This window comes from Virgisporangium ochraceum (genome assembly GCF_016863655.1).
GTDB lineage: Bacteria > Actinomycetota > Actinomycetes > Mycobacteriales > Micromonosporaceae > Virgisporangium > Virgisporangium ochraceum.
This window is the reverse complement of the sequence record NZ_BOPH01000068.1, coordinates 99,424-111,704: the sequence shown is the minus strand read 5'-3', so window position 1 is coordinate 111,704 and position 12,281 is coordinate 99,424. Positions and strand designations below refer to the sequence as shown.

The following is a 12,281-nucleotide window of genomic DNA, read 5'->3' as shown; positions in this document are numbered from 1 at the left end:
TCGGGCCCGTCACCGCCCGGCCCGCCGGCTTGTGAGCGCGAGGAACACGTCCTCCAGGGTGCGCCGCTGGCTGTGCACCCCGGTGACGTGCGCGCCCTGTCGGGCGAACCACGCGAGCACCGCGGCCGCGGCCGCTGCGTCGACCGTCCCTTGTGGACTGTCCACTGTGTACCTCCCGGGCGTCTCCGCCGCCTCGGTGACGACGCAGCCGGCGATGGTGCCGGCGATGGTGCCGGTGATGGTGCCGGCGATGTCGCCGACAGGCAGTCCCGGATCGGCGTGGATGGTCAGCCGGTCGATCCCGGCCGCGGCGGTCAGCTCCGCGGGCGTTCCGGCGGCGACCACCCGTCCCCGGTCGACGATCACCACGTCGTCGGCGAGCCGTTCCGCCTCGTCGAGCAGGTGCGTGGTGAGCAGCACCGACACGCCGGCCGACCGCAGCTGCCCGATGACCGCCCACGTGGTGTGCCGGGCCTCGACGTCCATGCCGGCCGTGGGCTCGTCGAGGAACACGAGCTCGGGCCGCCCGACGATCGCCAGCGCCAGCGCGAGCCGCTGCAGTTCGCCGCCGGACAGCCGCCGGCACTGGCGCCGCAGCACGTCGTCGCCGAGCTCCAGCGTGCGTGCCAGGTAGGCGGGGTCGACCGGGTCGGCGGCGTACGACGCGAACAGCCGCAGCAGCTCGCCGGCCCGGGCCATCGGGTGCACGGCACCGCCCTGGGGCATGATGCCGACCCGGGGCATCAGCCGGTCGCGGGCGGCGTACGGGTCGAGGCCCAGCGTCGTGACCCGCCCGGCGTCCGGGCGCCGGAAGCCCTCGCACACCCGCAGCAGGCTCGTCTTGCCGGCGCCGTTGGGCCCGAGCAGGGCGAGCACCCGGCCCCCGTCGAGCGCGAACGACGCCCCGTCCACCGCGGTGGTGTCGCCGTACCGGACAACCACCGAGTCGACGTCGAGTGCCACCCCCGCAATCTACTACACCGCGTAGTAGTCACCTCCTTCCCGGTGCCACCAGTCCCGTCTCGTAGGCGACGACGACCGCCTGCACCCGGTCACGCAGCTGCAGCTTGGTGAGGATGCGGGTGATGTGGGTCTTGACCGTCGCCTCGCTCAGGTGCAGCGCGCCGGCCAGTTCGGTGTTGCTGAGGCCGCCGGCGAGCAGCGTGAGCACCTCCAGTTCGCGCGGGGTGAGGCCGGCGAGGTCGCGGTGCAGCGCCGACCGGTCGGGATCGACACGGGCGAACCGCTCGACGAGGCGCCGCGTGATCGTCGGCGCCAGCAACGCGTCGCCGTCGCGGACCAGCCGCACCGCGTGCACCAGGTGATCGGGCGTGACGTCCTTGAGCAGGAACCCGCTGGCCCCGGCGGTGAGCGCGGCGTACACGTACCGGTCGAGGTCGAACGTGGTCAGGATCAGGATCCGCACCGGACCACCGTCGGCGGCCAGGGGCGGGTCGGCCAGGATCCGCCGGGTGGCCTCCAACCCGTCGACCTCGGGCATACGCACGTCCATGAGCACCACGTCGGGACGCAGCCGCCGCGTCGCCGACACCGCCTCGGCCCCGTCGGCGGCCTCGCCCACCACCTCGACACCCGCGGCGTTGAGGATCATGGTGAAGCCCGACCGGACGAGCGCCTGGTCGTCGGCGATGACCACCCTCGTCACAGCTCCTCCATCGGTAGGCGGGCGCGCACCCGGAAGCCGCCGCCGGGACGCCGGCCGGTCTCCAGCACGCCGTGGTACAGCCGCAGCCGCTCGGCCAGCCCGAGCAGTCCCGACCCCGAGCCGTTCGTGGCCGCCTCCGCCCCGGCCCTGTCGTCCGGCACCTCCGACCCGGCCCTGGCCGCCGGCATCTCGGATCCGGCCATGTTCTCCCGCCCCTCCCACCCGGCCATGCTCCCCCGCGCCTCCGATCCGGCCCTGGTTCCGGGCGGCTCCGATGCGGGCCTGCCCGCCGGTGGCGCCGGTGCCTCGTCGTTGGTGACGTCGATGACGAGGTCGGCCTCGTCGACGGTGAGCTCGACCCGCGTACGGGCGCCCGGCGCGTGCCGCAACGCGTTGGTCAACGCCTCCTGCACGACCCGGTACGCGGCCAGGTCCATGCCCCGCGACAGCTCCACCTCCGTGGTGGACAGCGACACCGGCTGGCCGGCCTGCCGCACGGTCGCGACGAGCGCGTCGAGCTGTGCCAGGCCGGGCTGCGGGTGGAGCAGGTCCTCGTCGACCTGGGCCGCACCGGGTGCCAGGGCGCCGAGCAGGTGGCGCAGTTCGGCCATGGTCTCCCGGCCGCTGTCCTCGATCGCGGCCAGCGCGATACGGGCCAGCTCGGGCCGCTGGTCGAGCACCTTGCCCGCCGCGCCGGCCTGGATCGTCATCACGCTCACGTGGTGGCTCACGACGTCGTGCAGCTCACGCGCGATGCGGGCGCGCTCCAGCTCCAGGGCCAACCGCGTGGCCGCGCTCTGCTCGCGTTCCAACGCGGCGGCCCGCTGCTGTGACGCCTCCGCACGCCCCCGGGCGGCCCGGATCGCGATGCCGGTGAGCCCGATCGGCACGAGGATCACGAACACGCCGGCCGTACCGGGCACCCGCGGCCACGTCTCGCTCTCGATCGACGCCGTGACCGCGGCGGTGCCCACGAGCACGCCCATCGACAGCACCGCCGGCAGGTACGCGGCCACCGAGTACGCCCCGACCAGCACCGCGAGCAGCGCCGGCACGTTGCTGGCGGCCTGTGCGGCCAGCAGGGCCGGGTACTGCACGGCGAAGCAGACGAGCGGCCAGCGCCGGCGCACGACCAGCGGACCGGTGATCAACGCCGTCGCGAGCAGCAGGAGCCCCCACGACCGGTCGTCGACGGTCCGGCAGCATCCGTCGGGCTCCCTGACCGGCCCGGGTCCGACGGGTGCCGCGGGAGCGTCGCCGCCCACCTCCCGGAGGAAGTCGGGCGAGAAGACCTCGAACAGCACCACGGCCACGGCCAGACCGGCGACGAGCGCCAGGTCGGGCCACGGCAGGCGGCGGAGGATCGGAGGCACGCACCCATTCTGCGCAGCCACGCCCGTCCCCACCTCCGCCGTGACGCCTACATCGCACGGATGACCCGCGCCGCGGGTCATCGGATCGCTGTACCCCGCGCCAACCTCGCGCCCGATCCGCGGCGGCGACCACGGCAATAGAACTGTCGGCATGAGCGAACTGGTGAACATCCGAGCGGTCGGCAAGCGGTACGACTCGGCCGGGCCGCCGGCGCTGCACGGCGTCGACCTCACCGTCGCCCCGGGCGAGGCGGTCGCGGTGATGGGGCCCTCGGGCAGCGGGAAGTCGACGCTCCTCAACCTCATCGCGGGCCTCGACCGGCCCACCGAGGGCCGGGTCGAGGTGGCCGGCACCGACCTCACCGGCCTGTCGGAGACGGCGCTGGCCCGGTTCCGGCGCCGGCACATCGGCATCGTGTTCCAGTTCTTCCACCTGCTCGACGAGCTGACCGCCCGCGACAACGTGCTCCTGCCGGCGCACCTGGCCGGCACGCCGCGCAGGGCCGCCCGCGCCCGCGCCGACGATCTGCTCGACTCGCTGGGCATCGCCGCCCGCGCCGACGCGTACCCGGCGCGGTTGTCGGGTGGCGAGCGGCAGCGGGTGGCGGTGGCCCGGGCGCTGGTCAACCGTCCGCCGCTGCTGCTCGCCGACGAACCCACCGGCGCCGTCGACGCCCACGCCGGCGACCAGATCTGCGACCTCCTCCGCGACCTCAACCGGGGCGGCCAGACGGTCGTGCTGGTCACCCACGACCCGTCCCTCGCCGCGCGGTGCGCGACGAGAACGGTCGAGGTCCGCGACGGGCAGGTCGCGCCGTGATCGCCGTCGCGCTCGCGGCCGTGCGCAGGCGCCGGCTGCAGAGCCTTGTCATCGGGACCGTCGTGCTGCTGACCAGCGCCACCACGGTGCTCGCCATCGGGCTGCTCGTCGCGTCGTCGGCGCCCTTCGACTCGGCGTTCGCACGGCTGCGCGGCGCGCACGCGACGGCGGGCTTCGACCCGTCCACGAACACCACCGACCTCGCCGCCACCGCCACGCGGCCGGGAGTGGCCGCGGCCGCCGGGCCCTTCGAGGCGGTGAGCGCGATGATCGTCGGCGACCGGAACGCGCGCCTGCCGGCCGGCCTCGTCGTCGGCCGCGCCGATCCCGGCGGGTCCGTCGACCGGCTGCATGTCGACGAGGGTGGGTGGCTCACCGGGTCGGGCCAGATCGTGCTGGCGCGCGACCACGTGCGCACCGGCAGCCAGACCTGGAAGGTCGGCGGCACGGTCACCGTGAACGGCACGTCGTTGCGGATCGTCGGGTTCGCCGAGTCGGTCACGGCCACCGCGGGCGCGTGGGTGTGGCCCGGGCAGTTCGGCTCCCCGACCGGGTGGCAGATGCTGTACCGGTTCGCGTCCGCCGACACCGACGACGACGTCCGGGCGGGCCTGGCCGGTGCGACCGCCGGCCTGCCCGACGGTGCGCTCACCGGCTCGTCGTCGTACCTCGCCGTGAAGCTGCGCACCAACGAGGCGCTCAAGCCGATGGTCCCGTTCGTGGTGGCGTTCGCGGTCCTCGGGCTGGTGATGTCGACGTTGATCGTCGTCAACGTGGTCGCCGGGGCGGTGGTGGCCGGGTACCGGGCGATCGGCGTCCAGAAGGCGCTCGGGTTCTCGCCGGCGCAGGTGGTGGCCGTCTACGCGGTACAGGTCCTGGTCGTAGGCGTGCCGGCCTGCGTCGTGGGCGTGGTGGCGGGCTCGGCCCTGGCCGTGCCCATCCTGGCCATGACCTCGGACGCGTACAGCGTCGCCGGCGCCTCCGGGGTGCCGCTGTGGGTGTCCGCGTTGGTGCTGCTCGCCGTTCCCGTGGTCGTCCTGGTGGCGGCGGTCGGGCCGGCGCTGCGGGCGGGGCGGTTGTCGGCCGTCCAGGCGATCACGGTGGGGCGGGCGCCGCGGGCCGGCCGCGCGGTCCGGTTGCGGCGGGTGCTGGCCCTGTCGCGGTTGCCGCGACCGGTCGCGCTCGGCCTGGGCGCGCCGTTCACGCGGCCGGCGCGGGCGGCGGTCACCGTGGTGGCGGTGCTGCTGGGCGCCGCGACGTTCGTGCTCGCGGCCGGGCTCGCCGAGACGCTCACCCGGGTCGCCGAGGGCGTCAACCGCACCGGGGCCGCGCAGGTGCTGGTGCCGATGATGGCTCCGCCGGACGGAGATCCGGGCGGTCGCGGACCGGCACCCGGCGCGGGCCGGCAACCGGCCGACCCCGCCGCGATCAGGGCGGTGGTCGCCGCGCAGCCCGGCACGGCCCGCGTCGCCGGGCTGAGCGAGGCGACCGTCGACCTGGTCGGGTCGACCCAGCGGATCAGCGTGCGCGCCTACGACAGCGACGCCTCCTGGACCGGCTACCCGATCATCACCGGACGCTGGTACGCCAACCCCGACGAGGTGGTCGCGTCGTCCCGGATGCTGCGGCTCACCGGGGTGCGCGTCGGCGACGCGATCACGATCAGCGGACCGGCCGGCGAGCGCCGGGTCCGGATCGTCGGCGAGGTGATGCTCAACGGTGGCGACCCGACGCTGGTCATGGACGTGTCCGCGCTGTCCGACGCGGCCGGCGCGGTGCCCCCGCGCCAGTACGAGGTCTCCCTGACGCGCGGCACCGACCCGCACGCCTACGCCGACCGCCTCGCCGCCGCGGTACGCGACCTGTCGGCCGACGCGACCGTCAGCGCCGACACCCAGGAGAACGAGGCGATCGCGGTGATGCTCGCGTTGATCGGGATCCTGGCGCTGCTGCTGGGCGCGGTGGCGGCGCTGGGCGTGTTCAACACCGTCGTGCTCAACACACGGGAGCGGGTGCACGAGATCGGGGTGCTCAAGTCGGTGGGCATGACGCCGCGCCAGGTGCGCGGCATGGTGGTGACCTCGATGGTCACCGTCGGACTGATGGGCGGGATCCTGGCGGTGCCCCTGGGCTGGGGCGTGCACCGCTGGATCGTTCCGGTGATGTTCGACGCCGCCGGCTTCGGCTACGCGCCGGAGTTCGTCTCCGTGTACGAGCCGTGGCAGCTGGTGTCCCTGGCCCTGGGCGGTGTCCTGCTGGCGGTCCTGGGCGCCCTGGTACCGGCCGGCTGGGCCGCGCGGACCCGCCCCGCGACCGCCCTCCGCGCCGAGTAGCCCACCGGTGGCGACCGCCCCCGATCAGCTCCGCACGCCCCCGATTAGTTCCGCCCACCCAGCGGATCTGTACTCGCGACAACAGGAACACCTCACGGAGGAACGAATGAGCGTGCGGTTGGGCAGTGTGGTGCTGGGCAGCGTCGATCCGGAACGGCTCGCCGGGTGGTACCGGGCCGTCGTCGGGCTCGGCGACGGCGGGGAGCTCGCCGGCGGCGGACGGCTCATCTTCGACCGGCGTGCCGATGTCGGGCCCGCCGCCGGGGAGCCGGGGCGGGTCCTGATCAACCTCTACGTCGACGATCTCGCGGCGGTGGCCGCCCGGCTCACCGGGCTGGGCGTCGACTGGGTCAGGCCGGTGGAGGCGTTCCCGCCGGGGCTGATCAGCACGGTGCGCGACCCGGACGGGAACCTCGTCCAGTTCGTCGAACTGGCCGTCCGGTGACCATCCTGGAGGGCATGGCGACGGAGACGGACGAGTTCGCGCGGCGGACCGACCCGTACCGTCGCGAGCTGCTCGCGTTCGCGTACCGGATGCTCGGGTCGCTGCACGACGCCGAGGACGCGGTCCAGGAGACGTACCTGCGCGCCTGGCAGGGGTACGGGGGCTTCGCGGGCCGCTCGTCGGAGCGCACCTGGCTGTACCGCATCGCCACCAACGTCTGCCTGCGCGCCGCCGAGCGGCAGGGCCGTCGGCCGCTGCCGGCCGGTCTCGACACGGTCGTCGGTGACCGGGTGCGCTGGCTGGAACCCGTGCCCGACGCGCTCGTGGTGCCGGCGGACTCCGACCCGGAGACGGCCGTGGCGGTGCGCACCAGCATCCGGCTGGCGTTCGTGGCGGCCCTGCAGCACCTGCCGGCCCGTCAGCGGGCGGTGCTGATCCTGCGTGACGTGCTGGCGTGGTCGGCCGCGGAGGTGGCCGACCTGCTGGGTACCACCGTCGCGTCGGTCACGAGTGCGTTGCAGCGGGCCCGGGCACGGGCCCGCCCGCCGATCGACGACATCCTGGAGCCCAGCGAGCCGGCCGTGCGGGCCCGCGTCGACAGGTACGCCACCGCGTTCGAGAACGCCGACCTCGACACGCTGATCGCGCTCATGCGCCAGGACGTCGTCTGGGAGATGCCGCCGCTGCCCGAGTGGTACACCGGCCGCGACGCCGTGCGGCGGTTCGTCGGCGGCACCGTGTTCCCGGGACCACAAACCTGGCGCGCCACGCACACCGCCGCCAACGGCCAGCCGGCGCTCGCGCTGTACCGACGCACACCCGGTGGAGCCTGGGAACCACACGGAATCCAGGTGCTCGCGCCGACCCCGGACGGCTTCGCCTCCGTGGTGACGTTCCTCGGACCCACCCACTTCGAGGCGTTCGGGCTCGACTGAGCCGCGCCCACGTCCGTCCACAATGGAGCTTTTCATGCCCCGGAACATGCCCGGATCCCGGCGGGGCTGGACCCTCGCCCTCGCTTCGCTCGGCAGCTTCCTCGCCGCTCTCGACGTGGTGGTGGTCGCGACCGCGCTTCCCGTGCTGCGCACCGACCTCGGCGCCAGCCTGTCGCAACTGGAGTGGACGCTCAACGCCTACAACCTGGCGTTCGCGTGCCTCATGCTCACCGGTGCCGCGCTCGGCGACCGGTACGGCCGGCGGCGCGCGTACGTCGCCGGTCTCCTGGTGTTCACCGCGGCGTCGGCGGCGGCCGCGATGGCGACGACCGCCGGCGCGCTCGTGGCCGCACGCGTCGTGCAGGGCGCGGTGCCGCCGTGGTGCTGCCGTTGACGTTGACGCTCATCAGTGACGCGTTCCCGCCCGCCCGGCTCGGGGTGGCGGCCGGACCCGTGCTCGGCGGCGCCGTCACCGAAGGCCTGTCGTGGCAGTGGATCTTCTGGCTGAACGTACCGGTGGGCATCGCGGTCGCGGTGCTCTCGGCGCTGCTGCTGCGGGAGAGCCACGGGCCGCGGCCCCGGCTGGACCTGCCCGGCCTGCTCCTCGGCGCGGCGGCGCTGTTCGCGCTGACGTGGGCGCCGGTGCGCGCACCGGAGACGGGCTGGGCCGACGCGGAGGTGGTCGGCGCGTTCCTGGCCGGCGCACTCCTGCTGGCCGCGTTCCTGGCGTGGGAGGCGCGGGCGCCGTACCCGATGCTGCCGCTGGCCTACTTCCGGCTGCGCGGCTTCGCCGCCGCGAACGCGGTCATCTTCCTGCAGTTCGTGTCGCTCATCGGGTCGCTGTTCATGATCACGCAGTTCTTCCAGCTCGGGCTGGGTTACTCGCCGTTCGAGGGGGGGCTGCGGCTGCTCGTGTGGATGGCGATGCCCATGCTGGTGGCTCCGGTCGGTGGACTGGCCGCCGCGCGGGTCGGCAACCGGCCGGTGATGCTGATGGGCATGCTGCTGCAGGGCGCCGGGCTCGGCTGGCTGGCCGCGGTGGCGACGGCGGGCGTCGACTACGGCACGCTGGTCGGCCCGCTCGTGGTGGCCGGCGTCGGGATCGCGCTGGTGTTCCCCACCACCGCCGACGCGGTCGTCGCCGCCGTCCCGCCGGAGGACTCGGGTGTCGCGGCGGGCACGAACAGCGCGCTGCGCGAGGTCGGCGGCGTGTTCGGGGTCGCGGTGCTGGCCGCGGTGTTCGCGTCGTACGGCGGGTACGCGTCACCGGCCGCGTTCACCGACGGCTTCCGCGCCGCGATGGTGGTCGCGGCGCTGGTTCCGCTGGTGGGTGCGGTGGCCGCCGCGCTCGCGCCGGGTCGAGGTGCGGTCAGGAGTTCGGACCGAGCGGCAGACCCGGAATCGTCAGTGTCGGAATCGGGATGGGCAGCGTCGGGGTCGGCAGGCCGGGGATCTCGGGGATGATGCCGTCGCCGGGTTGGCGGGTGTTTCCACCGCCACCCGGCTGGCCGCCGCCGGGTTCGCCGCCGCCCGGCTGGCCGCCACCCCCGGGCTGGCCCCCGCCGGTGGCGGCCGGTCCGGTGGGCGCGGCCGGCGCCGGGGTCGACGGCGACGGCGAGGCCGACGGCGCCGGGGTGCTCGGGGTGTCGGTCGCCGGCAGGGTGCGGCGGATCTCGTCGATCTTGGCCCGGAGCTTCGCGGCCAGTTCGCGGTCGTCGATGCGGTCGACGTCGATGGCGGCCCGGTCGAGGGTGCGGCGGGCGTCGGCGTAGCGCCCGTCATCGGCCGCCTCGCGGGCCAGGGCGATGGTGTGCTCGGCGAGCCGCACGTCGGCGCGCTCCGGGTAGAGGACCTGCGCGATCGGCCACAACGGGCTGTCGGGACCGGCGGACCCGGCACCGATGCCGAGCCCCGCGAACAGCACCACTGCCGCCGCGACGCCGACGAGGGACCGCCGGCCCGGCCGCCACCGCTTCCGCTCCAGCGGGACGACGACGCCGCCGTCGCCACCGTCATCGCCGCCGCCGTCGTTGTCCGCGGGCACCGCAGACCGGAGCGGCGCCGTGCTGGCGGCACTGGCGGCACTGGCGGCACCGTCTACGCCGTCCGGCTCCTCGGCCAGCCTCGTGAGCAGGCCGTCCACGTCGAAGTCGGCCGGTTCGTCGTCGAGGTCGGCGCGCCAGAGCGCCAGGACGCCGGCCAGCTTGTCGTCGGCGGGCACCGGATCGCCGTGGGCCAGCGCGTCGAGCAGGGCGTCGTCGGCGGCGAGCACGGTGAGGTCAGCAGCATCGTCACGCTTGGATGTCACGCCGCCACCTCCCGCAGTGCGTCCCCCGCCAGCGTACGCAGCTTGGCCAGCGCGCGGGACTGCGTGACCCGCACCGCGGCCGCCGTCATGCCCACGACCTGGCCCACCTCGTCGGCCGACAGCCCGACCGCGACGCGCAGCAGCACGATCTCGCGGTGCGTCTCGGGCAGCCTCGCCAGCAGGCCGGACAGGCGACGGGCCAGGTCACTGCGCTCGGCGGACTGCTCCGGGCCGGGCACGGTGGTGTCGGGGCCGTCACCGATCTCCGCCACCGGCGAGGTGACCGCGTTGCGCATCGCCGCCCGTTGCGCGTCGGCCACCTTGTGCGCGGCGATGCCGTAGACGAACGCGGAGAACGGCTTGCCGACGTCGCGGTAGGTGGGCAGCGCGCGGAGCAGCGCCAGGCACACCTCCTGTGCCACGTCGTCGGCGGTCGTGTAGGCGCCGCCGATGCGCCCGAGCCGGGCCCGGCAGTACCGGACCAGTCCTGGGCGTAGCTCGGTCAGCAGGGCCGCCATGGCGTCGTGGTCACGACCGGCGGCCCTGCGGACGAGATCGGTGTCGATCGAGGCGGTCATCAATACCTTCGTCGCGCGGGGGGCTACCGCACGGTAGCGCCATCGCCGCCGCATCACCAACCGGGACCCGCATCGAGATCGGCTGTTGCGTCGCGCGCGGGTCCGGCGATGGACAGGACAAGGGAGGTGTCATGGGCGTCGAGGTGCGGGTCGAACGGCTGACGAAGTCGTTCGGTGGCCGGCCGGTCTGGTCCGACGTCTCGTTGACCCTTCCCGCCGGCGAGATCTCGGTGCTGCTCGGCCCGTCCGGCACCGGGAAGTCGGTGTTTCTCAAGGCTCTCGTGGGCCTGCTGAAACCGGACCGGGGCCACATCTGGGTCGGCGACAGGGATCTGCCCCACCTGTCGGAGAAGGGCCTGTACGAGATCCGCCGGCTCTTCGGTGTGCTGTTCCAGGACGGCGCGTTGTTCGGGTCGATGACCATCTACGACAACGTCGCGTTCCCGTTGCGCGAGCACACGAAGCTGTCGGAGAAGGAGGTCAGGGAGACCGTCACCGAGAAGCTCGACATGGTCGGGCTGGTCGGTGCGGAGGGCAAGCTGCCCGGCCAGATCTCCGGAGGCATGCGCAAACGGGCCGGGCTCGCCCGCGCGCTGGTCCTCGAACCGGAGATCATCCTGTTCGACGAGCCCGACTCCGGGCTCGACCCCGTCCGTACCGCGTACCTGAACCAGCTCATCATCGACCTGAACCAGCGCACCGACGCGACGTTCCTCATCGTCACCCACGACATCAACACCGCGCGCACGGTGCCCGACAACATCGGGCTGCTGTACCACGGTCACCTGGCGATGTTCGGTCCGCGCGAGATGCTGCTGTCGAGCACCGAACCGGTGGTGCGGCAGTTCCTCAACGCGCAGCGGATCGGCCCGATCGGGATGGCCGAGGAGAAGGACGCCGACGAGCTGAAGGCCGAGGCGGAGGCGGGCGTCGACCTGCCGCCGCTGCCGCCGATCCCGTTGCAGTTGCAGCCTTCCGACGGCGGAGCCCGGCGCGGCGAACGCGAACCCGGTCAGTGGTGCGTGGACAACGGCGTCACGCCGCCGCCGGGCTCGTTCGAGGCGGTCCGGGTATGAAGGCCGCCGGCGACTTCTTCGCGTTCTCCCTCGACACGGTCCTCGGCCTCGCGCGGAGGCCGTGGCAGTGGCGCGAGTTCGTCCAGCAGGCGTGGTTCATCAGCTCGGTGTCGATCGTGCCGGCGGCGCTCGTCTCGATTCCGTTCGGCGCGGTGATCGCGCTGCAGCTCGGCTCGCTCGTGCGCCAGATGGGCGCGCAGTCGTTCACCGGCGCGGCGTCCGTGCTCGCCGTGGTGCGGGAGGCCGGTCCGATCGTCACCGCGCTCATCATCGCCGGCGCCGGCGGGTCCGCGATCTGCGCCGACCTCGGCTCGCGGAAGATCCGCGAAGAGCTCGACGCGATGGAGGTTCTCGGCATCGACCCGGTGCGGCGGCTCGTGACGCCACGCGTGGTCGCGTCGATGGTCGTGGCCGTGCTGCTCAACGGTCTGGTGAGCGTGGTCGGTGTCGGCGGCGGCTACTTCTTCAACGTGATCCTGCAGGGCGGCACGCCGGGCGCGTACCTGGCCAGCTTCCAGGCGCTGGGCCAGCTGCCCGACCTCGTGGTCGGTGAGATCAAGGCGCTGGTGTTCGGGCTCATCGCCGCGCTCGTCGCCTCGTACAAGGGAATCACGGCGAAGGGTGGTCCCAAGGGCGTGGGCGACGCGGTGAACCAGAGCGTGGTCATCACGTTCATGCTGCTGTTCGCGGTGAACTTCGTCATCACCGCGCTGTACTTCCAGATCGTCCCCCAGAAGGGCCAGTGAG

At 73.9% G+C, this 12,281-nt stretch carries 13 protein-coding genes; 8 read left to right on the top strand and 5 right to left on the bottom strand.

The window, feature by feature from the left end; translation table 11 throughout:
- Positions 1 to 9: 9 nt before the first annotated feature.
- The 3 genes from Voc01_RS23490 to Voc01_RS23480 are packed head-to-tail and all read right to left on the bottom strand — an operon-like array spanning position 10 to position 3,039.
- Complete coding sequence (locus Voc01_RS23490; protein WP_239160425.1) at positions 10 to 963, bottom strand: ABC transporter ATP-binding protein; 954 nt, start codon at positions 961 to 963, stop codon at positions 10 to 12.
- Between the two features lie 28 nt (positions 964 to 991).
- Positions 992 to 1,666, bottom strand: a complete 675-nt coding sequence (locus tag Voc01_RS23485; RefSeq protein WP_203929673.1) for a response regulator — start codon at positions 1,664 to 1,666, stop codon at positions 992 to 994.
- Positions 1,663 to 3,039, bottom strand: a complete 1,377-nt coding sequence (locus Voc01_RS23480) for a sensor histidine kinase (RefSeq protein WP_203929672.1) — start codon at positions 3,037 to 3,039, stop codon at positions 1,663 to 1,665. The genes Voc01_RS23485 and Voc01_RS23480 overlap by 4 nt, the downstream gene beginning before the upstream one ends.
- A 151-nt stretch (positions 3,040 to 3,190) precedes the next feature.
- Between Voc01_RS23480 and Voc01_RS23475 the strand changes: the two genes are divergently transcribed.
- The 6 genes from Voc01_RS23475 (at position 3,191) to Voc01_RS23450 (ending at position 9,036) form a co-directional block, all read left to right on the top strand.
- Entirely contained in the window at positions 3,191 to 3,859 is a 669-nt protein-coding gene (locus Voc01_RS23475) for an ABC transporter ATP-binding protein (RefSeq protein ID WP_203929671.1), read from the top strand.
- The gene (locus tag Voc01_RS23470) at positions 3,856 to 6,192 is read left to right on the top strand and encodes an ABC transporter permease (protein WP_203929670.1); all 2,337 of its coding nucleotides are present in this window, start codon (positions 3,856 to 3,858) and stop codon (positions 6,190 to 6,192) included. Before Voc01_RS23475 ends, Voc01_RS23470 begins: the two co-directional genes overlap by 4 nt.
- A 106-nt stretch (positions 6,193 to 6,298) precedes the next feature.
- On the top strand, positions 6,299 to 6,637 hold the full coding sequence (locus tag Voc01_RS23465) for a VOC family protein (protein WP_203929669.1): 339 nt from the start codon (positions 6,299 to 6,301) through the stop codon (positions 6,635 to 6,637).
- Between the two features lie 14 nt (positions 6,638 to 6,651).
- Positions 6,652 to 7,572 carry a sigma-70 family RNA polymerase sigma factor gene (locus tag Voc01_RS23460; RefSeq protein WP_203929668.1) on the top strand — a complete coding sequence of 307 codons (921 nt, stop codon included), beginning with the start codon at positions 6,652 to 6,654 and terminating at the stop codon, positions 7,570 to 7,572.
- Between the two features lie 34 nt (positions 7,573 to 7,606).
- Positions 7,607 to 7,966, top strand: coding sequence for an MFS transporter (locus Voc01_RS23455; protein ID WP_203929667.1), 360 nt, complete (start codon positions 7,607 to 7,609; stop codon positions 7,964 to 7,966).
- Entirely contained in the window at positions 7,951 to 9,036 is a 1,086-nt protein-coding gene (locus Voc01_RS23450; RefSeq protein WP_203929666.1) for an MFS transporter, read from the top strand. Before Voc01_RS23455 ends, Voc01_RS23450 begins: the two co-directional genes overlap by 16 nt.
- On the opposite strand, the gene Voc01_RS23445 is transcribed toward Voc01_RS23450, so the two are convergent.
- Positions 8,942 to 9,880: an anti-sigma-D factor RsdA gene (locus Voc01_RS23445; protein WP_203929665.1), complete on the bottom strand. Its 939-nt coding sequence runs from the start codon at positions 9,878 to 9,880 to the stop codon at positions 8,942 to 8,944. The genes Voc01_RS23450 and Voc01_RS23445 overlap by 95 nt on opposite strands.
- Entirely contained in the window at positions 9,877 to 10,458 is a 582-nt protein-coding gene (shbA, locus tag Voc01_RS23440) for an RNA polymerase sigma factor ShbA (RefSeq protein WP_203929664.1), read from the bottom strand. Before shbA ends, Voc01_RS23445 begins: the two co-directional genes overlap by 4 nt.
- Before the next feature lie 131 nt (positions 10,459 to 10,589).
- On the opposite strand from shbA, the gene Voc01_RS23435 reads away from it, so the two are divergent.
- Together Voc01_RS23435 and Voc01_RS23430 are read left to right on the top strand one after the other, a co-directional pair.
- Positions 10,590 to 11,534: an ABC transporter ATP-binding protein gene (locus tag Voc01_RS23435; RefSeq protein WP_203929663.1), complete on the top strand. Its 945-nt coding sequence runs from the start codon at positions 10,590 to 10,592 to the stop codon at positions 11,532 to 11,534.
- Positions 11,531 to 12,280 (top strand): MlaE family ABC transporter permease, encoded by a 750-nt coding sequence (locus tag Voc01_RS23430; RefSeq protein WP_203929662.1) that lies wholly within the window; start codon positions 11,531 to 11,533, stop codon positions 12,278 to 12,280. Before Voc01_RS23435 ends, Voc01_RS23430 begins: the two co-directional genes overlap by 4 nt.
- Position 12,281 lies beyond the last annotated feature (1 nt).